The organism is 'Nostoc azollae' 0708 (genome assembly GCF_000196515.1).
Lineage (GTDB): Bacteria > Cyanobacteriota > Cyanobacteriia > Cyanobacteriales > Nostocaceae > Trichormus_B > Trichormus_B azollae.
Genome location: NC_014248.1, coordinates 4,758,420 through 4,780,627 on the forward strand (window position 1 = coordinate 4,758,420; position 22,208 = coordinate 4,780,627).

Annotated in this window: 18 protein-coding genes and 5 pseudogenes; 8 read left to right on the forward strand and 15 right to left on the reverse strand. The window is 37.5% G+C overall.

Translation table 11 applies throughout. The features are described from left to right. Nucleotides 1–39: 39 nt before the first annotated feature. The 3 genes and pseudogenes from AAZO_RS22180 to AAZO_RS22190 form a co-directional block, all read right to left on the reverse strand. Nucleotides 40–992 (reverse strand): annotated as a pseudogene (locus AAZO_RS22180) (aldo/keto reductase). A gap of 77 nt (nucleotides 993–1,069) precedes the next feature. After that, nucleotides 1,070–1,318: a hypothetical protein gene (locus tag AAZO_RS22185; RefSeq protein WP_420807035.1), complete on the reverse strand. Its 249-nt coding sequence runs from the start codon at nucleotides 1,316–1,318 to the stop codon at nucleotides 1,070–1,072. Nucleotides 1,319–1,352: 34 nt separating this feature from the next. Further along, entirely contained in the window at nucleotides 1,353–1,577 is a 225-nt protein-coding gene (locus tag AAZO_RS22190) for a hypothetical protein (protein ID WP_013192883.1), read from the reverse strand. A 209-nt stretch (nucleotides 1,578–1,786) separates the two neighbouring features. On the opposite strand from AAZO_RS22190, the gene AAZO_RS22195 reads away from it, so the two are divergent. Continuing rightward, nucleotides 1,787–2,614, forward strand: a complete 828-nt coding sequence (locus AAZO_RS22195) for a hypothetical protein (RefSeq protein ID WP_013192884.1) — start codon at nucleotides 1,787–1,789, stop codon at nucleotides 2,612–2,614. A 181-nt stretch (nucleotides 2,615–2,795) separates the two neighbouring features. Here the strand turns inward: AAZO_RS22195 and AAZO_RS42965 are convergent, their stop codons facing one another. Further along, nucleotides 2,796–2,918, reverse strand: coding sequence for a hypothetical protein (locus tag AAZO_RS42965; RefSeq protein ID WP_338026968.1), 123 nt, complete (start codon nucleotides 2,916–2,918; stop codon nucleotides 2,796–2,798). Between the two features lie 237 nt (nucleotides 2,919–3,155). Here AAZO_RS42965 and AAZO_RS31940 point away from each other — a divergent pair. Continuing rightward, nucleotides 3,156–4,643: pseudogene (locus AAZO_RS31940) on the forward strand (IS1380 family transposase). Nucleotides 4,644–5,010: 367 nt separating this feature from the next. Here the strand turns inward: AAZO_RS31940 and AAZO_RS31945 are convergent. Both AAZO_RS31945 and AAZO_RS22220 read right to left on the reverse strand, forming a co-directional pair. Further along, nucleotides 5,011–5,713 (reverse strand): annotated as a pseudogene (locus AAZO_RS31945) (ISKra4 family transposase); the annotation flags it as partial. A 336-nt stretch (nucleotides 5,714–6,049) separates the two neighbouring features. Next, nucleotides 6,050–7,684, reverse strand: a complete 1,635-nt coding sequence (locus AAZO_RS22220) for a glycosyltransferase family 39 protein (protein ID WP_013192885.1) — start codon at nucleotides 7,682–7,684, stop codon at nucleotides 6,050–6,052. 185 nt (nucleotides 7,685–7,869) lie between these two features. On the opposite strand from AAZO_RS22220, the pseudogene AAZO_RS22225 reads away from it, so the two are divergent. The 3 genes and pseudogenes from AAZO_RS22225 (at nucleotide 7,870) to AAZO_RS22235 (ending at nucleotide 10,035) form a co-directional block, all read left to right on the forward strand. Then, nucleotides 7,870–8,469 (forward strand): annotated as a pseudogene (locus tag AAZO_RS22225) (class I SAM-dependent methyltransferase). A 121-nt stretch (nucleotides 8,470–8,590) separates the two neighbouring features. Next, on the forward strand, nucleotides 8,591–9,100 hold the full coding sequence (locus tag AAZO_RS22230; protein ID WP_013192886.1) for a hypothetical protein: 510 nt from the start codon (nucleotides 8,591–8,593) through the stop codon (nucleotides 9,098–9,100). Between the two features lie 47 nt (nucleotides 9,101–9,147). Beyond that, nucleotides 9,148–10,035 carry a hypothetical protein gene (locus AAZO_RS22235; RefSeq protein ID WP_013192887.1) on the forward strand — a complete coding sequence of 296 codons (888 nt, stop codon included), beginning with the start codon at nucleotides 9,148–9,150 and terminating at the stop codon, nucleotides 10,033–10,035. Nucleotides 10,036–10,230: 195 nt separating this feature from the next. On the opposite strand, the gene rpsU is transcribed toward AAZO_RS22235, so the two are convergent. Next, nucleotides 10,231–10,425: a 30S ribosomal protein S21 gene (gene rpsU, locus AAZO_RS22240; protein WP_013192888.1), complete on the reverse strand. Its 195-nt coding sequence runs from the start codon at nucleotides 10,423–10,425 to the stop codon at nucleotides 10,231–10,233. Between the two features lie 115 nt (nucleotides 10,426–10,540). Then, entirely contained in the window at nucleotides 10,541–10,846 is a 306-nt protein-coding gene (locus AAZO_RS22245; RefSeq protein WP_013192889.1) for an RNA recognition motif domain-containing protein, read from the reverse strand. 619 nt (nucleotides 10,847–11,465) lie between these two features. On the opposite strand from AAZO_RS22245, the gene AAZO_RS22250 reads away from it, so the two are divergent. After that, nucleotides 11,466–11,804, forward strand: a complete 339-nt coding sequence (locus AAZO_RS22250) for a hypothetical protein (RefSeq protein ID WP_013192890.1) — start codon at nucleotides 11,466–11,468, stop codon at nucleotides 11,802–11,804. Between the two features lie 408 nt (nucleotides 11,805–12,212). On the opposite strand, the gene AAZO_RS22255 is transcribed toward AAZO_RS22250, so the two are convergent. From AAZO_RS22255 to trpS, 5 genes and pseudogenes are all read right to left on the reverse strand, one after another. Next, nucleotides 12,213–12,764, reverse strand: a complete 552-nt coding sequence (locus AAZO_RS22255) for a hypothetical protein (RefSeq protein WP_013192891.1) — start codon at nucleotides 12,762–12,764, stop codon at nucleotides 12,213–12,215. A gap of 12 nt (nucleotides 12,765–12,776) precedes the next feature. Beyond that, on the reverse strand, nucleotides 12,777–13,460 hold the full coding sequence (locus AAZO_RS22260; RefSeq protein WP_013192892.1) for an AAA family ATPase: 684 nt from the start codon (nucleotides 13,458–13,460) through the stop codon (nucleotides 12,777–12,779). A gap of 469 nt (nucleotides 13,461–13,929) precedes the next feature. Then, nucleotides 13,930–14,655 (reverse strand): annotated as a pseudogene (locus AAZO_RS22265) (Uma2 family endonuclease). 96 nt (nucleotides 14,656–14,751) lie between these two features. After that, entirely contained in the window at nucleotides 14,752–15,666 is a 915-nt protein-coding gene (locus tag AAZO_RS22270; protein WP_013192893.1) for a methylenetetrahydrofolate reductase, read from the reverse strand. 64 nt (nucleotides 15,667–15,730) lie between these two features. Then, nucleotides 15,731–16,738: a tryptophan--tRNA ligase gene (gene trpS / locus AAZO_RS22275; RefSeq protein ID WP_013192894.1), complete on the reverse strand. Its 1,008-nt coding sequence runs from the start codon at nucleotides 16,736–16,738 to the stop codon at nucleotides 15,731–15,733. Nucleotides 16,739–17,242: 504 nt separating this feature from the next. On the opposite strand from trpS, the gene AAZO_RS22280 reads away from it, so the two are divergent. Next, nucleotides 17,243–17,407 (forward strand): muconolactone Delta-isomerase family protein, encoded by a 165-nt coding sequence (locus tag AAZO_RS22280; RefSeq protein ID WP_228371367.1) that lies wholly within the window; start codon nucleotides 17,243–17,245, stop codon nucleotides 17,405–17,407. A gap of 186 nt (nucleotides 17,408–17,593) precedes the next feature. Here the strand turns inward: AAZO_RS22280 and AAZO_RS22285 are convergent, their stop codons facing one another. Continuing rightward, complete coding sequence (locus AAZO_RS22285) at nucleotides 17,594–18,019, reverse strand: hypothetical protein (protein ID WP_041643633.1); 426 nt, start codon at nucleotides 18,017–18,019, stop codon at nucleotides 17,594–17,596. A gap of 376 nt (nucleotides 18,020–18,395) precedes the next feature. Between AAZO_RS22285 and AAZO_RS22290 the strand changes: the two genes are divergently transcribed. Next, the gene (locus AAZO_RS22290; RefSeq protein ID WP_013192896.1) at nucleotides 18,396–18,788 is read left to right on the forward strand and encodes a hypothetical protein; all 393 of its coding nucleotides are present in this window, start codon (nucleotides 18,396–18,398) and stop codon (nucleotides 18,786–18,788) included. A 189-nt stretch (nucleotides 18,789–18,977) separates the two neighbouring features. Here AAZO_RS22290 and AAZO_RS22295 read toward each other — a convergent pair whose 3' ends face one another. After that, nucleotides 18,978–21,986 carry a hypothetical protein gene (locus tag AAZO_RS22295; protein WP_013192897.1) on the reverse strand — a complete coding sequence of 1,003 codons (3,009 nt, stop codon included), beginning with the start codon at nucleotides 21,984–21,986 and terminating at the stop codon, nucleotides 18,978–18,980. Nucleotides 21,987–22,208 lie beyond the last annotated feature (222 nt).

The following is a 22,208-nucleotide window of genomic DNA, read 5'->3' on the forward strand; positions in this document are numbered from 1 at the left end:
CAAAATCAAACAAAGAAGTAGGGAATCTGAATTATTCAACTACCTTCTATACTTATCTCCACAGTCGCCAATTAACTGATATAAATCCTGCGACTGCTGTGAAACAGCATCTATACTTTCTAAATCCTCAGCATCCAAACTAAAACCAAATACCTTAGCATTATTATCTTCTATATGTTCAGCAATTCCTAACCTTGCACCAACAATTACACCCCCTACTGCTGGCTGATTGAAAATATAATTCACACCCACATTAGCAATATTTACCTGATGCTTATCAGCTATTTGTTTCAGGGTAGAAACTAAAATTTGAAATAATCACCAACCACCCCAGTTATCAATCATATTTTTGTATCTCTTCAAACTGGAAGTATTCAAATCAAAACCGCGTGGTTCTCGTTTACTTAAATATTTCTCTGATAATCAACCACCGCAAACACTACCATAAGTAAATAATTGAATATCATATTCTTGACAGAATTCCACCATATTTACTTGTGGTATTCTGTCAACTAATGAAAACTGCACTTGATTAGAAACAATTTTGATGCCTGCTTCCGTGATAATTTGCAGATTTTCTGTATCAAAGTTAGTTAAAGCCGAATATTTGATTTTACCCTCAGGTTGCAATTCTACCATGTATTTGAGAGCATCTAAATAGTTAGAGTCTCTATATTCCCAGCAATGTTTTCCGTCATCTTTCCTGGACGAGGAATCCATTTTGTAAAAGCTTGAATATTATTCACCGCTTCTTCACCACGAGTCACAATTAATTGACGACGGAATTCACCAATTAAATCTTCTACTGGTCCATAATGGTCTGCTAAATCCCAAGTGGTAAAACCAGCATCCACATATTGAAACATTGACTCAATAGCAATTCTGGGGTTAATGCGTCCATGTCCACGGGAGACATACCACATTCCATTTAAAAGTCGGTAGATTTCTAAATCAGGCGTAAATTGTAAATAACTTTCTTGAGGTAACATGATATTTTTAATGTTATTATCTCCAGTTATTTCTGCTTGTTCCACAACATAAGCTGCAACGTTTTTAACTTCCTATTTTGTCAATCTTTCTTTATAAGCTGACATATTACTTTACCATTAATAACGAGGTTTGTAATGGCTTCTAAAGAAGCCATGCCATATTTTTTTAGGGTATTTATTTTTTTGAAAATTTTTTCCTCTTCTAATAATGTTACCACCATTGATATGACATCCTGCACAATGGATGCTAAAAACTTCTCCACCTTTATTAGTATCCAAGGGGTTAGCAGGTAAAGTAAAAAGGTAAAATTATTATCCACAAGCAACAAGTGAATAATATCAAAATCATTAGTTTTTTCATGATTATAAAGATTCTAAATCAGATGTAAAACCTGGAAAATTGGCACATTTCTCTTGAAACTCTTCTGCATCACTGACATCCTCAATTTTGTAAGACATGATACTAGTTCCATCTGGCATTTTTTTAGAGCCAATCAATTCACTTTGATACTCTTCCGCCATTGTCTTAAATTCAGCAGTATAGCGTTTCCAAGCTGCCCCATCACAAGTGATATTTACGTGCCACATAGTTAATTTGTAAATATAGATGCCAGACTGCTTTGAGAAGTCGGGGATCTGGGTATTCATCATCTCACAAATAGGTAACTTTACACAAATATTCAATTTGAATCTATGTTTTCTATCTAAAGGAGGTGTTTATATAAAAAAACCTACGCCACAATACAGATGTAGCATTATGTCTTATATCCAAATTAGCTAAATTCTAAGGGGTAAAAATGACTAACAACATTAAAGAAAAAATTCAAGCAGATTTACAAGAAGCTAAAGGAACTGGACAATTAAGAACTGAGAATATTAGAGAAATTGTCAAAACCGCAGTTTCTCAGATCGCTAGTGAATTAAAAGAAGGTTCTAGCGAATTACGCACCTTAGTGAAAGATGCTGTTTCTACAGTTATTGAAAATCTCCAAGACAAAGGTGGCGAAATTAAAGAAGAAGTAACAGTTGCTATTGAAGGTGCTTTAGAAGCGGTAAATACTAAAAGACATGATGCTATTGTCAAAACCCAAACAGAACTAAAACAAATCCAGGCAAAATTAGATGATGAAGAAGAACAACTTCAGAAAGAAGTTGAGGGAATGTTAACGGAAATCGAACACACGAGTCAAGATAAATCTGCTAATACAAAGACTGCGCTCGCATCAGCAATTAATGGTATCCAAGATAGTGAAGAAGTTGCTTTATTGAAGAAACGCTACGCCCACCTGCAAGCACAGCTAGCCATTATTCGAGCAAATTTAGCCGCACGTTATGGTGGACGTTCTGTAGAAATCAAAGAATATTTAGACGATGCCCAAACCTGGTACAATCAAGTCCATCCCCAAGCAGAAATGATGGTTAAACAAGTAGAAGAAAAGCACTCTCAGTTAGACAATAAATTAGGTGAACTCGGTGTATCTATAGCTAGAAGAGAGCGGGGGCTAAAGCAAAGTTTGCGAGAACTACTATTAACAACTGCTGATTTATTCAAAGATAAAGAAGCCGGGAATAAAGAGACTCTTGTTAAGAAACAAGTAAAAATTCAGGAGTCAGAGGATGTTTGAACACTAGAGGATACCTATAATTTGTCATTGTGACCAGAACGCAGTGGAGGGAAGAATCTCGATTTTTCGTCAAGTGATGAGATACTAAAGCCTACGGTACACTCCGCGAACATTTCGCTATCGCTACATACCCTACGGGAAGCAAGCTACAGTAATTTGGTAAAAATAAAAGAATCCAGATTTAATCAAGTGGTTCTTCTGACTCTTGCTCAGATCCAGAACTAATATCTAGCAGACAATCATCCAGGGTATGAGTTATTCTCTGTATTTCATCACCAAGATAACGTCTAAAAACAGACATCATAGCATCAATATGCTCTTGAGTACCAGCCTTGCCCAAATGCTTATATTTACTCAGTTTGTCTGATGTCAGGCATTGGAAATATGGGATTGGCGCTTATAATTTGTAGTACCAATATTTCTTGAAGTTTTGACGGACTTGATAACGAGCTACCCAACCCGGATTTCTCACAAAAAGATAAGAAAGAGGGGTCAAAGACTGCGAAAATATATATAGCAGGCATCTCAGCAGTTGTAAACCATGACCCCATCTTCAACAGATTGTATACCAAAACAGTTGAAATTTGAGCAACAAAAATGGCTGCCAATCATAGTCAATTTCCAGGGTGGACCAGTAAGAGCAGATGCAGGATTCAGCTTAATTGCTGAAATAGACAGAAAATTGCAAATCACATCACAGTTTGCACAATGTTTCCAAGATTAGCGAAAGCCAAATCGGATTGACCATTCAATAGAGAGCTTAATTAAACAAAGAATATACGGGCTGGTCATGGGGTATGAAGACTTGAATGACCACGAAGAATTACGTCATGACCAGATGTTTGCTATAGGTTTAGGAAAAAGGACTGGAGTAGAGAATGAACCTGCAACATTGGCAGGAAAGAGTACATTAAATCCCCTGGAACATTGTCCTGAAGATGTGGAACAAGGAGCAGACAGCGGGTACCATAAAATCGGGCATTCTCCATCAGCAATTGAAAGCTTATTTGTCAAAATATTTCTAGAATCTTACGCCAAAGAACCAAGAGAAATTGTTTTGGATTTAGATGTAACTGATGACTTAGTACACGGCTATCAGGAGCAAGTTTTCTTGAATACTTATGATGGGGGATACTGCTATGCTCCACTTTATATTTTCTGTGGAAAACATCTATTAGCAGCCAAACTTCGCCCTTCAAACGTAGACCCAGCATTTGGGGCATTATCAGAACTACAAGGAGTGATTAAACAAATAGGTCAACAATGGAAGAATGTTGAGATTTTAGTAGGTGGAGATAGTGCTTATTCTAGAGACGATATCATCACATGGTGTGAATCCCAAATGGGTGTGGATTATGTTTTTGGATTGGCGCAAAATAGTCGTTTAATTGGGATGACTAGAACGACCCAAAGTAGAGCATCCCTTGAGTTTGAGCAAAAACTATCAATAGTAGTTTCATTCTTAGAAACTATGTTTAAACCAGATGAAAAACTTGCAGAATTTGCTGGTGACTTGATTAATAAGTCAATTTGGTATAAATCGTTAGACTATAAAACTCGTGAATCTTGGAGCCATAGTCGTCGTGTTGTTTTTAAAGTTGAATATGGAGTAAAAGGGACTAATGTTCGTTTTGTTGTAACTTCATTTTCTACTAATAAAGTACCTCCTAGTCAACTATATAGACAAAAATATTGTCAGCGAGGGGAGATGGAAAATCGTTTTAAAGAACAACAATTAGAACTTTTTAGTGATAGAACAAGCAACCATACATTTGCGGGAAATCAATTATGTTTATGGTTCTCTTTTATAGCTTAGGTTTTGCTCAATGCCTTGGGTCAAAAATGTTTAGCTAAAACCGAATTACAAAATGCTACTGTTGGGACTATTCGTACCAAATTATTGAAGTTAGGAGCCTTGATTACTGTAAGTACACGTCCCATTTTAATTGCGATTACTAGTTCTTGCCCATACAGACATATCTTTGGTACTGCTCATAGACGCTTAAGAATGCTCACTAATACTGCTTAATTTGAGGTTAAATTGCCTTTTACTTATTTCTAATTAATCATACTTCGCCCTTGGGTTGATTCAGGTCTTGTTTAGTCATGCTTAATTTTACGAACAAAGCATTTTGATTTTACTACCAATAAAAAGATAGTGACTATTTTAGCATTATAAATGCGATTTTATATTTAATTTATCTCTGCGATTCAATTTTGATTGATGATGTATCAAAATTTAGTCTCACATCAGGTCATGTAAATTTATTTTTTACTGCTTGTGAGAAATCCGGGCCAAGCCCCAGATGCAGCCAGAACACCCTGCTTCAATAAAAGTGTTTGTTGTTTTTCTAAGGCTGTAATCGCCTTTTTAATCCGCTCAAATCGAGCTAGTTTATCCTGTGACGACTATCAGAGTCGGCAATTTCTGCAAATAGATTCCAAATTCCATCATGCCCATCTCCCAAGCAGTAAAGAGTTTTACCGATGTTTTGGCTATTGACCCAATTACTTAGGGAGAGATTGTCTTGAAAGAATGCTCCTTAATATATACCCTCTAATCGCCCTGTTTTATACTCCTTCCAGTACGCAGGCTTTCCTTTCTCTTGAGAGCGTAACCGCACTTTTCCGCCCTCTACGCAGACCTCTGTTAATTTCTGTTTTACCTTCGGGGGAGATTAAGTCCACTTTTTTGACTTGGCGATGATAGGTACTATAACCAACTTCTATTCCTGTTAGAACCTTAAGGTCATTCTCTGCGTCCTGGAATGACTCCTTGGCTGCAAGTAATAAACAGTACTTTTTACCCAATGGGCTAAATCACCTATACGGTTCTCTCCCCAAAGGAGATGCTTATTTGTTAGTGACTTTAACCTTACCAATGCAACTCCTTATTGTCCGTGTTTTACCTTTGTTGTGACAGTCTTTTCTCCGACAAAAAAAGGCGCTTTTCGGACTGACATGTTCTAAAACCTGGTCGCCTACAGATGTTTCGATGCCCTCAAATGTTTCGACTTTGTCGGGTGGGGTATTTTTATAAAAGATTTTGGCTATCTCTTTGATGTGAGTTTCTAAAACTTTTTGATCTTCTGCTGTCATTGTTCTAAACCATACTCTCTGATTCCCATAATTTTCATTCCCATAATTTTCTCAGTTATGGACCGCATTGGTATAGTCCCCCCTTAATTCGCGAGGCATCATCGCGAATTATTTCTCCTTTCTTTCATCTTCTTCCCAAATTGGGATGCTCCCCTAGAGTATGACACTTTAGACTTTTAAAACATCCTCTCAGAATGTTTGAGAAATTGCTTAATTATCAAATAGCTATTTTTGGTGTTAGTCTGAAAAAGCTGACTGCTGATAGCTGAATCCTGACAAAAATAAATTTCAGTAATAAATCCCTGACCTTTGTAAAAAACTTGGGTATCTGAGCATTTATGGTGAAGGTGCTAGAGATGATAAAACTTGAATTAATTGATAATCTTTCACACTACCAACAACGCGATAACTTTTAACTAAATTACCAGAATTAGGCGTATAAATCCAAGCATAACTCAAAGGTGGTAATTGAGAAACAGACTTTACTTCCTGACCATGAATAGGAGTATAAAAATTAATCAATACAGCATTTTTACCCTCTAAATTCACAAAAGAGACCGGATGATTTTGGAGAATTTTCACAATAGATTGTTGGTGAAAAAATATTCTAAATGCAGGATTAAAATCTCCTAACAAACCTAAACTACCAGCCGTAGCTATAGATAGCCAACTTGTTATTAACCAACCACTCACCCAGTAAGGAGCCGTAAGAAAATTTTGATGAAGAGAGTAACGTAAAATCCAAATTAAAGGCACAATTAAGCAACCTAACCCTGTGACTAAAGCCACAATGGCATATTTTTTAATATCAACCAAATTTGCAACTAAAACCACTATACCAGCTATTATTAAGATAATGCCTAGAACACCAAAAGAATAGCTGATATTTCTAGGAAGATGGGCATTAATTTTATTCGCTTTTCCTTCTTGGTAAATTTTTGCTAACCAATCTAACCCCACAGCCGCCAACATAGCGATAAAGGGATATAAACAAAGACTATAGTGCATTAACCGAGTGGAAAATATAGTGATTTCTGTAAATAGAAATATTGGAAAACCTACTAATAGTAGTTGGTACCGAGAGATGGGTTTACGAATTACTAAAACTAACCCTAAAATGCTGAATAAACACCAAGGAAAAGATTTTAACGGCACATTCCACAAATAGTAAAGTATGCCATTACCCGGACGTTTACTGCTACCTAATTCTGCCACAAATCCCAACAAATGACCAACACTATCACCACCATAACGCTGCCAGTTAAACCATAACCAAACTAAAGTAGGAATTAAACCGACTAAACCTCCTAAATAGAGCATTGGGTTAGTAAGATGACGATGCCGACGATGTTCCCAAATTAAATAAGGTAATAATGCCGCTATTGGCAAACAAATCATAAAGCTTCTCATCAAAAAGCCTAACCCAAAACTGACACCGACTATAAAACCATAAATAACTCGATATTTAGGATATATTTCTGCTTTTAATAAACACAAAATAGCTAAACATACCAATAAAATCATTGGTACATCAGGTGCAGTTAGGCGACAATATTGCAGCCAGAGAAATTCCACACTCAAAATAGCTGCCGATAGGTAAGCTAATTTTTGATATAGCAATATCTTCGCTATTTCATATATAACTAATATGCTCAAAATTCCGGCAATCATACTAGGTATTCGCGCACTAGTATCACTAACGCCAAATAACTGATAAAAAATAGCAATTAACCAATAAAAACCAGGGGTTTTATGATGGGCTGTTTTCCAAGGTGCTATCCAGTCACCAGAATCAAAGATTAATCGCGCTCTCCTCGCATAAAGAGTTTCATCATGGGCCATCAGACTAGTTTCACCAGAAGTAAATAACAATAAAGGAATTAGCCAAATTAACAAACTGATGTGGGGAAATTGCTTCAGTAGGAGAATTCGCTGTTTAATAGCGACAAATAAAGGTAATTTGTACAACATTTATTGAATACGAGTTGAATATATTGAATATTATGAGTTGTGAGCGCCTAAGTTTAGTATTGTAATGAAAATAATGTAAATTAGTATACGAAATTAGCACCATTTAGTGAAAGAATTTTCCAAAATAGAAATTTATGCTGTTGCGACCAAATTAACGCCTTAAGTTAGATGATACTGATGATTAGTTGTTTTATAATTAACCACGCTTTGTCACGTATATTGATGAAGGGTTTGGTCAGAAGTTGACATATTTATACCTTCAGCGACCTAAACCAAACACGCGCATCTTTGATATGATGAGTAGTTGGGGGTCTCATCTACCAGAAGAAATAGAGTTTGACCATGTTGAGGGACATGGACTAAATGCTGAAGAATGAGCACGTAATCCTCGGTTTCACCATTATTGTGTGCAGAATATCAACTCACAACCTCAGCTATCCTTACTAGATAAAGATTTTGATGCTGTTGTTAACTGTGTTTCTGTGCAGTACATCCAATATCCAGAAGCGGTATTTTCAGAAATTCACCGCATTCTTAAACCTAGTGGTGTAGCTCTTATCAGTTTTTCTAATCAGATGTTTTATCAAAAGGCGATTCAAATTTGGCGGGATGCCTCAGAAGCGTCTAGAGTCGAATTAGTGAAGCGTTACTTTGCTTCATTACCTGGATTCACTACTCCAGAAGTAATTGTTAATCAATCAAAAGCGCCGAATTTCTTGCAATGGTTAGGTTTACCGACAGGAGATCCCTTTTATGCGGTGATAGCTTATCGCCTTGAATCATAAAGATCCTGGAACATTCAGTAGCCCTCAATACCAATCATGATCAAAAAGTGAATTTTTTGGTATAAACAGTAAACCAGAGCAGATAATTGCCTCAAACCCCAAGCTTTGAAGGAGAAAAAACGTGAGTTTATTCCGTGGACGTAGGCTTTTAGCCGGTCTGTTGTTGTCTATTTTACTACTGACTACAGCTTGTGCTGCAAAAGCACCCAGTCGTTTTGACGAGGTACAACAGGAAAGCACGAAACAAAAAAGTGGTCAAGCTGTTGCTAAAAAGGCCACACAGGGCAGCGAATTAAACGGTTTCTTTCCTGATAGTGAAGATGGCTATGAGCGAGTCTATACCCAAGAGAAAAAAGGTTTTGCTGAGGCGAATTTGAAAAAAGGTGGTAAGGTTGTCGCGCAATTGGCGATTTCTGACACAAGCAGCACGCCAACAGTAGCATTAAAATATGCCAACAGCACTAAGAAAATTGACGGTTATCCGGCTGTAGAACTAGGTAAAACTCAAACTTCTATTTTAGTTGGTAAGTATCAAGTAAAGGTGATTTCTAAAGATCCATTATTTAACGCCAGCGATCGAACAGATTGGATAGAAAAATTTGATCTTGACGACTTGGCTAAATTGAAATGACTTTTACTTGCAACTTCAGATAACAAACCATCAATTAGGAGATTTTTGTGAGCAAATCAATATTTGAGTTAGTTGATAAATTACCAACCAGTGGTTTAACTATTTCCATGTTAAATGCTTTAGATTTTATTGCTCCTGGTGAGTGGCAAAATACTGTTGGTTTTGTCAATACTATTAAAACCGTTACTGGTGAAGATGACGAGAGTTTAATTCAGGCTATTGGTGAAAGAGCAATTTATCTTTTCAACGACAAATCCCAAGGATATCAAACCGCTTTATGGCTTTATCAAACGGTTGATGGTACTGATAAAGCTTTGGGTGCAGCCGCTTTGGCTAATAAAGTCGGTGAATCAATTCCCCTCTTGGGTTTTTTAAACTTTATTACTCCCAAAGCTGATAAAGCTCAAACTATTGACTTAACCTTAAAGGTAGTTGCTGAATTAGTCGCTTTTTGCCAAATTAACGGTATTCCCGGTGATAGTATTAGCGATTTTGTAGGTTCTTTACGTGAATATAGTGGAGAATCCATGATTCGCATGGCAGCATTAATTTGTGTTGATGGTATCATCCCCTTGGGACCAGATTTCATCCAAAAATCCTTAACTATAATGAGTCAGATGAATCCCCAGGATTTAGACCAAAACTCTACTTTCAAAGCCATGAGCAACTTCATCCCTGGTAGCAGTACCGGTGATAAACTGGATTTTATTGGTCAAAGCCTTGATTCAGTTAAAGGTTGGATGAATGGCATAGTTTCTGCTAATGCTTTAACAGCACAGAAAGTTGTTAGTCATTTTCAGGGTTTTCTGGAATTTAGTGATGATAAATTAGACTATGTAGCGGCTTTCTTGGATGTATCTACAAATTACTATGAACACACTGGAACGCAAACTTTAGGTCGACGCTTGATTGAACGTGCAGTGGCGGAAATCTAGCTAATTTTTGAGCCTAAATACAACTTGTAGTAGTGCCGACAATAAATACAACACTACTACAAACAGGTTTTTTCTTAATTTCTGCTAGTTACTTGCAGCTGTTAAGATACATTGCCACAAACAACAAACGTTAAATCGAATAATGAGGAGATGCTGACTGAATTTACAGTCGCGGTGAGCATTACTCTGAAGCTATTACTTGAAGCGAGAACGTTGTTGACGACGTTGCTTATGTCTAGCTATTGCTTTGCGCTTCTCTTTTTCTAAAGGTGTTTCAAAATGGCGATTCTTACGCATATCTTGGAAAATTCCGGCTTTAGAAACTTCACGCTTAAATCTCCGTAGAGCTGATTCAATACCTTCATTTTCTCCCAAAACTACTTGTGTCATTCTTATTCCTCCTTATTGTGGTTTAATACATACAAACTAGAGCAAAAAAATATCTCAGCAGAGTCGAACTTTTAGCTGCATCTGCTGGAGACTCTAGATTTAAAAATTTTCAGGATTAATAACGGCGATCACTACGACCAGCACTACCGCCCCAGTTTCCACGTGGAGAAGTTCTAGGTTCACGAGGTTTTGCTTTGTTCACTTTTAAATCTCGTCCCATCCATTCAGCACCATCAAGTGCTTCAATGGCTGCTGTTTCTTGGTCTTCAGTCTCCATTTCCACGAAGGCAAAACCACGTAGACGGCCTGTTTCCCTGTCCGTAGGTAACTGCACACGGCTAACTTTACCGTACTCAGCAAAAGCCTGTTTCAGGTCGTCTTCTGTAACCTGATAGGACAAATTCCCAACGTAAATCGACATAGTATGGATGGTCTCCCAAACCAAAGAGTGTAGAGAGTTAGATTCGGAGAGACTCATTTAAAAGAAATTAAAACGACTTACTCAACCGAAAATAATCCTTATATCCTAAAACTATAGCACAGCCTTCAAATATGAACTTATGGTGAGTAAGATTTCCCATTGACAGTCTCCGAGAAGACAGCCACTGAGATTCGTCTGCATTCATCATCAAAACTTTCACAGGCCAGGCTTGCACCCTTCCGGTTTGTCAGTCACTCATGGGAGAAAGCCCCAAGACCAAGGTGGCTCACCAAGTAAAGTAGAAGTAGAGTAAAAGCTTCAACATTAATGCTGATGGAAATGGTGCACCAAACATATTGAGAAAAGTAAAGTCAACATTGGGATTAAATCTTGATGGAGTTAGTAGGAGCGCATTGACTACGCCTTTAAGAGTCTGTTTTTGGACTACTGAAGAATCTCCGTAGCTTTCTTGCCAGAAATTGTTAAAAACTTAACGTTTTAAATGATAACAAAGGGCTTAATTCCCTCGTTTTATTTTATTAAAAGCCAAAAATTGTAATATAGCAGGTAGTGTCTGAATGAAATTCTTGAGTCAAAAACCATCAGTTAGGATTAAATAATGCAAGTTCTCAAAAGAGCCATCAAACCAGAAAACTACATATCCTTTCTCCACATCTACCAAACTACTTGGGGGACTGCTGGCGATATTTGTTTAGTCCGTGAATCTGTAGCTAAGACCAGTGGATCAAAGTTCATAGGCCGCAGAATCCAACTAGCTCTCCCCAAGGGGATGGAACGTGATTACTTAGTGGGTGTTCCGGTGATAAAAGTTGCAGGTCATGTCGGTGAGGGACATCCTAAAGATAAGAACTCGGAATGGGAAGCTTATGATGGTGTAGATCCGGAAATAGCGACTACTGTTCTGAAAATTTGGGGATTTAAGTTAATTGAGTTTTAGCAGACTTTAGCTTGAACATTGTAATGTTTAAGCTTAATTAGTTTGATTTAGGATTGGCTGAATAAACCGAAAGCCTATATAAATCATACTTTAAGGGGTATTCAAGGTTGATTTTATACAATTTCTAAGGTTCGAGATTATTCTGACTCCTTGACAGATGTTCCAGCGGAACGTCTCTACTGACTTCTACTAGTCTGTCAAATTTGGTGAAAATATTTCTTCAGGTAGTTCTCAGATAATGGTAGTCATGAAGGTTATCTGGGGTAGAAGGCTATTATATAGTTCACTTTAGCAATTTTATGGTATAGAGGAGGAAGGGGGAGTGATCGCTTTATGGAGATTTACAGACTTTCTAACTTCATTTTTGTTTAAAATATTCAATAATTTTATGAGGAAGTTCGTTCTGTTCTACAGGATAACCATGAAAACCACCAGCATTATCTCATTGGAATTCATAGAATTTTTCCTGATAGTAAGCATAATACTGTCTACATTTGCTATTGCTTCATCTAAAACTGACTGAGCAACTTCATCACCTAAATCCATAGGAGTTCCCCTTGAACCACGATAAATACCTAGTCCATCTGGCGTATGCTTAGGACTAGGTACATAACGGGGACGTAATTTTTTAGCATGAGTTAACTCAGTTAAATTAAGAATCTCGACTTCTTCATGAAGTTTGCTATCTTCACTATATTTTAACTGAATATAATCAGATGCAAAATTAGGTGCATTTTGTAAACTAATTACAATCCCTTTTAAATAGACTGATCCTGCTAAAGAACTGCCAGAAACATCTTGATGATTAAAAGAGCATTCATGATAATCAAGTTCTCCATCTAAAATGATGTCTATAAATAGTCCCTTATTCATCAATTTGATTAACCATATTGGACTTTTTTCTTTATCTTCTTGACTAGAGGATATTACTTTTTGCTTTAACCACTGGATATATAACAATCAAAAAAGCTACTATGAGTAATCCAGTATTTGTTTTTCGCCCTGAATAGGTTCTAATTCCTGGTTTTTTGCTAATAAAACTTCCATGAGAGCATCAGCATCATAACTATCTTTAGCTTGACCAATAAATTGATTTTCATTAATCAGTAGTTGCATGTACATCAACTCCATGATATCTTTTCCCATTTTGTCAAAGAATCCATCAGTCCATCTATCAATTCTGCGATATTTATCAATATTATGTGGAGATCCAACTTCTGTGAGAACTTTGTTAGTTCCTATTTCCTGACGTTGAAAATAGTGTAATTGTACATCTTCGTAATTAATTTTACGCCGATGAACAGCAAGACGAATACCATATAAAATATGAGCGCTATGGGTTTCTATTACTACTTGAATCCCACAACTAGCTGCAAGTGCTAATAATTCTCCCATTTTTGCTTTTCCTCTGGGATAAAGATATGCTTCTGGATTTTCCACTAAAATTAGTGAACTAGGACGACATGAAAGTACAGATATAATAATTGGTAAGGTGTAGGTAATTCCAAATCCTACATTGGTTGCACGATAACGGTTACTATCTCCATAAAAATATTGTATATTCACTAAATCTATTTCTAAAATAGCGTTAATTACTATGCTAAGTCCAGGACTTACTTCTCTCATCCAAGCTTCTACCTGGTCTATAAGATCCATTTATTTTGCTTCAGGGTAGCTGAGATTTGCTATGGGCATTGGTTCACGTCCACTGATATATAAAAAATGTGTTGTATATTTACCTTTCGTACCTAATTGTCCTGGTAAATCTCCTGGAAAATTTAATATCTCATTAAATAGGTGTGGTCCAAAGTAAATAGATTTTTATTAACTGAAATATTTCAATATTACTATTTCCCGAAGTAATAGATACGCTAAATTTAACGCCTCTATGTAGTGTTCATTACTAAGAAATTACTATGCTATGGGCTTCACCCCCGCTAAATCCAAAATCAGTGCGATCACATTTTTAATTCACAATGGTCAGGTTCTTGTTGGTTCAATTTGAAATACATGGTAGGTTATATCTATTCTATGGACTTAACTTCTCACCAGTAAAATTCTCACTATTAAGTATAGTTAAACTACAGTGCTATGCCTGTAGCAGGCATAGCCATCGTATTTAATATTAGGCTTCTGGTTCAATTCCCAAAGTACGCAACTGTGCGGATAAACGATCGCTTCTTTGGCTTTCCTGTTCGGATCTTTCCTCACCAATCAACAACAAATTACCTTGCAAATTCCACCACCGCAGCCAGGGTAATTCGATATTCTGATATTCTCCTTGCCATAAACCTCACTCTAGTCCCATAGGTCCAATCGGATAATGTCCCTGTTCATTTGCTGGTAATAACTGATATTATTATCCACCAATTAATTCACAAACTTCTACACTTGCTTTCTTCACTTCATAAATGCCATGAAAAGGAGTACGAATTACCTGTTTATAGATCCAGAATTTACCCTGCCAAGGGGTTTGATCTGGCTCTTCTATACCCTCTCCAAAGACAAATCCTAAAACAATCACTGGCCAAATATATTCTTGCCAAAGTACATAAGAACGTCGGATTTTGCTATTTAAGGCAGGTGGTACATTAGCTACATAAAACCAATTTTGAGCTTATGCACCACGTTCTCTTGGTTCAGTAATACGCCAATAAATACCTAAATCTTGTCCTATCAAATATTAACTATCAGGATGAAGTTTTTGTAATACTGGTGTGATTGAATCCGTTAGAAGAATGCTTTGGGGATGTTCTTGCCAATTTTTCACAAAAGTACCATCAGACTCTGGGAGTTCGGTGTGATCTAGAAGGGACGTTTCTGTATACGCAGTATCTGTAGTAAATTTCATAAGATCCTCGGATTTTATGAGGTTTGCCTTAGTTTAGCAATGTAAGGCGAAAAGGCGATCGCACCACACCTAACTTAAGTATGATCGCTTTTCCTCTTAACTAACCTTCCCCACCCCTGCTAAATCCAAGATGGGTGCGATCGCATCTTCTTTTTTCACTGCCATCAGATGCACACCTTGACACAAACTCCGCGCAATTTGCACTTGTTCCGCTGCAATATTCATCCCTTCTTCTAACGGCTGTTTTGCTTTCGCTAACCTATCAATAATGTGTTCAGGAATATTCACACCTGGAACCATCCGATTAATAAACTGGGCATTTTTTGCTGACTTCAACAGAAAAATTCCTGCCAAAATTGGTTTATTGTAACCAGAGGCGATTTTATCCATGAACTTCTCTAATCTTTCAAAATCAGTAATTAATTGACTTTGAAAAAATTGGGCTCCAGCTTCTATCTTCTTTTCAAATCGAGTTTCTAAACCTGACCAACTGGCACTTTGCGGATCTACGGCTGCACCTGCAAATAAATCTAATGCACCATCATTCAGGTTTTTATTATTAAAATCAATACCTTGATTCATCTTCCTAATTAACTGCAATAACCGCACAGCTTCTAAATCAAAAACGGCTTTTGCTTCACGATGATCACCTGCTTTTACAGGATCGCCAGTTAAAGCTAAAATATTGCGGATACCCAAAGCATGAGCGCCCATCAAATCTGCTTGTATTCCAATTCTATTGCGATCGCGACAAGCAACTTGACAAATCGGCTCAATTCCATGTTGCAATAAAATCACCGAAGCTGCTAGAGACGACATCCCCAACACAGCACGGCTACCATCAGTAATATTGACAGCATGAACTCTCCCCTTAAGAGTCGCTGCCATTTCAATTGTATGGGTTACATTTCCCCCCTTCGGAGGTGCAACTTCAGCAGTAACAAGAAAATCTCCCGCTTCTACCGCTTTTCGGAAGTTATTTAAAGCACTGGTGCTATGGGTATCCTGCATGGTTCCAATTTAATCTTGAGGTTTTCTTAAAGGGTAAAACAATTTACACCTTCAAGAGTAAACCTTAGAGGGGGATGGTATAGCCTAAAGCAGCTTTCACATCTGCTAAAGTTTGATTAGTGATCGCTTCCGCTTTTTTCCGACCATCTCTTAATACTGACTCTAAATAACCTTTATCTGCCATTACCTCCTGATATTTGTCTTGAATCGGTTTTAAAGCATTAATTGCTGTTTCTGTCAATAAAGGTTTAAACTGTCCCCAACCCATATCTGCACATTCAGCCGCTACCGCTTCCTTTCCCTTCCCAGACAGCAGCATATACAGAGTTAACAAGTTATCACATTCTGGACGGTCTGCATCATCAAAGGTTAAACCCCGCACCAAATCAGTTTTACATTTTTTAATCTTTTTAGTAATTTGATCAGGTGAATCTAAAACATTAATTCGACTTAATTCCGAAGGGTCAGACTTCGACATTTTCCGTGTTCCATCGGTCAAACTCATGACCCTTGCACCTTCCTTTCTAATCAAAGGATCTGGTAACTTAAGTACAGATGCATCCTTAGCAAATTGATGATTAAACCTGTTGACAATATCCCGCGCTAATTCTAAATGTTGCTTTTGGTCTTCACCCACTGGCACTTTATCCGCTTGATACAGCAAAATATCCGCAGCCATCAACACCGGATAAGTCAACAACCCAGCACTGACATTTTCACCTTGTTTAACAGCCTTTTCCTTAAATTGAATCATGTTTTGCAACCAATTTAAGGGAGTCACGCAATTTAGCAACCAACAAAGTTCACTGTGTGCAGAAACGTGAGATTGGACAAAGATGTGAGAGTATTTTAAATCAATGCCACAGGCTAAATATAAAGCAGCGATGGTGTAAGTATCAGCTGCTAAAGTAGCGGGGTTGTGTGGTACAGTAATAGCGTGTAAATCGACTACACAGAAGAAATTTTCATACTGATCTTGAATTTCTACCCAGTTGCGAATCGCACCTAAGTAATTACCCAAGTGTAAGTTACCAGTTGGTTGAACTCCCGACAGAACGCGCTGCTTACCCATAATTATCAGTTATTTATCTCCAATCACCGCTTTGTTAGGTGGCGGTCACAAAACCCATTTTAGTAGTCATTGGGAATTAGTGATTGGGGATTGCTGAATCTAACTTGAGTAAAAAGACCCAAATTCTAATGAGGATTTTGGTCGCAGTAATTAATTTTGTTCTAATCGCAAAGTAAGTATATATTGAAGTTTCTTACAAAATTTTATCTTAAAATTGTATCCTTTTTAACAAAAAAAATAAAGCATAAAAATAGACTTTATCTTACGTCTGAAATGAGGTCGGGCTGCAGTACTTAATTGATTAATCTTATTTCCTCCTAGTTTGTGCTGCGCCTGGAAACTATAAATAATATTGGCGATACGATCGGAATGTGAGATAAAAAATTGCAACGTATTATTAATGAACTAGATACTCAAACATAGCTGTTATTGATCTGTGATATTGACAAACTATGTAGTAGTTTATTATTTGTACTTAACCAAATACTCTTAGGAATATTAACCATGCTATATCACTTATATTTTCACGTCGAATACCCCGATTACATGAGACAACAAGAACTATTTACAATTTGGAGTGAAGAAGCAAATGCATCACTGCAAGCTAAACAAGCAGGAGTCGTTGTAGATTTGTGTCAGGTGTGGGAACATTCACAATTGCAATTGTGAATGTTCCCACACCTGACACAGTTGACCAAATTCTCTTGGATTTACCTATCATGAAAAAAATGGGTGAAAATGTGTAGGTAGAAGTAACTCCCCTGAGAAGATATGAAGACTTTGCAGCAGATATCAAAGCTAGATTAGAGAAAAAAGAAAAATAGGAAATTTATGGGTGAGACGGTGACGAGAAACTTAGTATTTAATACTTGGAATAAGGATGTCTATCATCTCACCTACAGCCAAACCTAAGCCAGCAATGACTGTTAAAATCCAAAAGGAATCGGTTTGACTAAAACCAGAAAAACGCATTTCTAATTCAGCTAATAGTGTGGTTGTCAACGGTATTAAAAATAGGCTGAATAAGATTGACCAAATTGCGATTAAAGCTATGGATGCGCTTAAAACTAAGACGACAACTAAGGTTTGAGAACCAAAGGCTAATAGATTTTCTAACCAAATGTTACTTTTTCTGACTATAGCTATAGCAATCGCAGCCACAAAAGCTCCCACTAAGCAAGCAATCTGATGAGCCGCAAGATACCATCCTAGAAGATTGTAAGCCAGCCAAAGTAATGCTAAAGCAGTTACAGGAATCCTGTGGAAAAATAACAAATTCATATTTCCCATTCTTCTAATTCTACTAGAATAAATACCTTAAATTGATCAATATATTTTTCTGATCAATATATTCTTTGTCCTTTGTCTATTTTTTTATAGACTCATTTTCTCAAAAATTTCATCTATCTATAGACTTATTTAACAATTTTTTGTGCCATGGTTCATGAATTGGTACTTTTTAAATATATTACTTTTGATATAGGTTTAGAAACTTGCAAGCAAACCTATGGACAGAGATAGCTGAAATCTGATTTTGTTACACATATATTGTAACACATATAATTGAACTCTTGTAAAGAATCTAATTTTCACATTGCTGAGCAAAACATATATATATTATATAGAAGAAGGTAAATAAATATAGAAGGTAAATAATATGTATGTTGAGCAGATATTACAACAGAAACTAGCAGCGAAAAAAAGCTTTCATCAGTTAACACATGGTCAAATCAAACAGGAATATGTCGCACAACAGGAGGGAATAAATATCTCTGATTTGGCAATAGCTTTAACTCCACTCAGCTTTGTCTTTATTTGGGCAATATTTTTGTTTATCTTGCGAAGAGTTCGCTCTCATGCAGACAATAAAATAGCTTTTAGTATTAATAGTCTGCATCAGGTTCCTTGTAAAAATTGTAAATTTTACTCCAATAATCATTATCTTAAATGTGCTGTAAATCCTGATATAGTCCTCACAGAAGAAGCTGTAAATTGCTCGGAATACTGCCCTAAAAAGGGTAAATTGCCCTCTAATAAATTCCTTTCCTGACTCTTGCACAGACGTTCTGTCCGAACGTGTCTACTACAGCAGATAGCAGATCAATGAGGTATAGAATCTAAATTTAAACCTAGACAACAAGAGAGTTTTACTTCTGACTCCTAACTCCTGCTGTAACTCTTATTTTATGGCTTATGCCACGCTACGCTATCAATAAACAACCTTTTCACCAGGGGCTAATTAATCCTGAAGTCCTTCTTTATATTTTGCTATCAACTCGTTGACTTGAGCAGCCACCAGTGGATGGGGATCTGTTTTTAAATGGGGGAGAATTTCCTGAAGAACGCGCTGGGAAACTACACTCAAGTATGAAATTGTTGCTTCCCTAACAAACCCTGTAGGATGGCGCAAATTTGCTAAAATTTCCGCAGTCGTGAGTCGAACATAAGCAGCTTGTGCAAAGTGCAAGCAACAAGCTAAACACCAATCAGAAAGCAAATGTCCCTGAGATATCATCTTAGAGAGGCGCTTTTTGACTGGCATATTTTCATTTTGCCAAAATCCCGCTTCGATCAGATATTTGAGCTTTTCATGTTCTGGTCGTCGATCTAAAATATTCAACAACAAAGACTTACAAGGCAAATTTACAGTGTGATCTAATATTTCTAAGCCTCTTGCTAAATTGATTAATGACTTAGATTGGAGATTGAAGGCTGCGGCTTGCATTTTTTCTGCGGGATAAAGCAACTTCAACAACAGCAATAACCTATCTCTCACATCCAATGCTAATTCTAGTAGTGAGCGTTGCAGCAATTGAGCAATAGTCAAAAGCCTCTCATTTCCTTGATAATTTTCTAGAGAGTATAGATTTTGGAAGTCTATGTACGCAGCATAAATTTCACCGAGAAATCGTAATTCTTGCTCAATTAAAATTTCTACCCTACTTTCATAGAATTGATCTACGACATTGATATTTCCTGGTTTTTGCTGAATCTTCAGTAAGCTTTGGAGAATATAGTCCCTCGTATTACCCCTGGATGTTTCCAAATGTAGCCATAGAGTTTCTCTTGCTTCTAGTGTGCCGATTTGAGCAATGATACGCCAAGCGCATATTCTCACAACGTCTGGTTTGTAAATATTTGTGGTTAGTTTCAACAACATCGGGATGGCTTCATTTTCCAAACTCACCAAGCATTGCATGGCTGTTTGTCGAGTGGATTTGTAGTAGAGTGCTGCTAAGAGTGTGGGATAGTATTCCTCCAAGCAGGTAGCGGTAATCATTTCTAATACAGCACAGCGTACCCGCAATGAATCATCCTGCAATAAATTGGGAATGTGAACCCGCAGAGCTTGTAAATAAACCAATTCTTTGAGTCCCCTGACTCCATTAATCCGTTCTCGTTCTTGTTGATGGGTGAGCATCCGACGCATTGTTTTGGTGGCTGTTGTTTTTTGTTGTTCTGTTCCCTGACGCAGTAGTAATGAAGCTGCGGTGGCGCGGATCAATGGATGGTTTTGTTGATGCAGGTATTCTTCTACAAGATTTAAATTGAGATTTTCTTCGGCCAGCCAAAGGTAACGCATAGCCAAAGCAAACACTTCTGGGTCAATGGTTGCTTGGGGTTGGTCTAATAATCGACGGACTTCAGGTACATAAAGGGGATTTATACCTGATTTGAGCATTAATTCTAGGCTTTGGGATTGTAAATCTGTAGGTAATTTAAGCAGTAATGGTGCTAAAACTTGTCCTGCGCTGGGGAGATCAATTTGGGCTAAAAGTTCTAAGCAAGAGCTTTTATCGGCTGTAGTTCCTGTTTCTACCAAAGCTTTAACTATTCCCTGTTGGAAGGCTCGCAAACCCACAGTTACGGGACTCAATCCACCCCGTTCTGCACTTAAAACTAATACGTCCACATAGCGCGATCGCAATTCCCAAACAACTTTTAAACAGGTGGCCGCAACGATGACTATTTCACCTATTAATACCCACTTTTGCAGTGATTGAGGGACAAATTGATCAATCAGCGATACACTACCAAAAATGACTAATCCCGTCAAACCAGAGGCGATCGCTTCGGCTGTCCCACTGGATAAAGCTTGCATCCGGCTACGAATTCGGTCAGGAATAGGTTGATAAAGTGCCGGACCGCTACTAATCACAAAGGTATAACGCAAGAGTTCATCACAGAACTTGAGACTCATTAAACCCCAAAAAAATCCAGGCTCTTCAATCGCTGGAAATAAGTTCAAAACTGAGATTCCACCTGGTAATAAAAAGCCCACAGTAATTGGTAAAAGTGCGGCTGTGAAAAATACTCCCACCTTTTCAATCAATCGGCTAGAAATAAACCATTGGGTAACTAATTCACACAGTCCTACAATGCCACCAAACACCCCTAAAAAGCTGGCTAGTTCTTGTTGACCTAAACTAGAATTCAGTTCGCGCAAATACTGAAAATCTATTAACAAGCCAATCACTTGTAACAGTGCAAAAAATGCAAACAACTGCCAAACATAGCGTTTTAGAGGTGTTTCTAAGCGGCGATGACGAGAGGCTTGTTCTTCCGTAATCTCCCGTTGTGGCGTATGGGGGAAAGCTGTCGGATATTTATAAGTTAAATAAAATAAAATTCCTGAGCCGAATAAAATGACAAAACAGGCGATGAGAATAACTGTATTTAGGTTGGTGAATTTGAGTAACCAAGGTAAACTAAAGCCACTGATCACATCAGCTACTAATATGCCACTACTGACTAACGGGTAGGTGCGCTTAATCTCGCGAATGTTGAATAGTTGGTTGGCAACAATAGATGTGTTAAGGTCATTGACCACATAGCAGGCATCTACCCATAACCTGAGCAGAAAGATGATAATTACTGCTAGGTAGGGAATATTTATCCCTCCATACAAAAACACTAACAGAAATAATGGCACCACCATGCCCGGTGTGATCGCCACAATCACTGCACGTAAGGGAAAAACCTTTTGTAACCAAGAATATAAAACTACCAGTCCAGCACCTGTCACCGCACTGGCAATATAAATCCAAGGTAGTTTTTCCGCACCATATTGATCCAAAAACAGAGCTAGAGTGCTATCCTCTGCCCATCGCAATCCCACAGATACAATCGTGTAGAAGGCAAACATCGTCCAAGTGCGTTCTAACTCCTCTGGTCGGAGATTCACCCACTTAAGCATTTGTGCCAAAGCGCCTCTATTGGGAGTCAACCAGTGATTTTTCAATTCCATGTAATTTTAATTTCTGAGGTGTGAAACAGTTAATCACAGCACAACAGCTAAGTAATTAGGATAACAGTTACTGAATGGCAAAAGTCCTGAACAACTGAGTATTATCTTTCCCACTCAGGTGTCAGGACTATCATCTTGAAATAAATTCACAGTCAGGGAATGGTGATTGGGGACTGGGGATTGGGGACTGGGAACTGATTATTCTTCACAAATTTCTCCTAT

Excerpts from the sequence above, each read along its gene's own strand:
- AAZO_RS22190 (WP_013192883.1), bottom strand. The coding sequence starts at position 1,577 with ATGTGGCACGTAAATATCACTTGTGATGGGGCAGCTTGGAAACGCTAT.
- AAZO_RS22195 (WP_013192884.1), top strand. The coding sequence starts at position 1,787 with ATGACTAACAACATTAAAGAAAAAATTCAAGCAGATTTACAAGAAGCT.
- AAZO_RS42965 (WP_338026968.1), bottom strand. The coding sequence starts at position 2,918 with ATGATGTCTGTTTTTAGACGTTATCTTGGTGATGAAATACAGAGAATA.
- AAZO_RS22220 (WP_013192885.1), bottom strand. The coding sequence starts at position 7,684 with ATGTTGTACAAATTACCTTTATTTGTCGCTATTAAACAGCGAATTCTC.
- rpsU (WP_013192888.1), bottom strand. The coding sequence starts at position 10,425 with ATGACACAAGTAGTTTTGGGAGAAAATGAAGGTATTGAATCAGCTCTA.
- AAZO_RS22245 (WP_013192889.1), bottom strand. The coding sequence starts at position 10,846 with ATGTCGATTTACGTTGGGAATTTGTCCTATCAGGTTACAGAAGACGAC.
- AAZO_RS22250 (WP_013192890.1), top strand. The coding sequence starts at position 11,466 with ATGCAAGTTCTCAAAAGAGCCATCAAACCAGAAAACTACATATCCTTT.
- AAZO_RS22260 (WP_013192892.1), bottom strand. The coding sequence starts at position 13,460 with ATGGATCTTATAGACCAGGTAGAAGCTTGGATGAGAGAAGTAAGTCCT.
- AAZO_RS22270 (WP_013192893.1), bottom strand. The coding sequence starts at position 15,666 with ATGCAGGATACCCATAGCACCAGTGCTTTAAATAACTTCCGAAAAGCG.
- trpS (WP_013192894.1), bottom strand. The coding sequence starts at position 16,738 with ATGGGTAAGCAGCGCGTTCTGTCGGGAGTTCAACCAACTGGTAACTTA.
- AAZO_RS22280 (WP_228371367.1), top strand. The coding sequence starts at position 17,243 with ATGCTATATCACTTATATTTTCACGTCGAATACCCCGATTACATGAGA.
- AAZO_RS22285 (WP_041643633.1), bottom strand. The coding sequence starts at position 18,019 with ATGAATTTGTTATTTTTCCACAGGATTCCTGTAACTGCTTTAGCATTA.
- AAZO_RS22290 (WP_013192896.1), top strand. The coding sequence starts at position 18,396 with ATGTATGTTGAGCAGATATTACAACAGAAACTAGCAGCGAAAAAAAGC.
- AAZO_RS22295 (WP_013192897.1), bottom strand. The coding sequence starts at position 21,986 with ATGGAATTGAAAAATCACTGGTTGACTCCCAATAGAGGCGCTTTGGCA.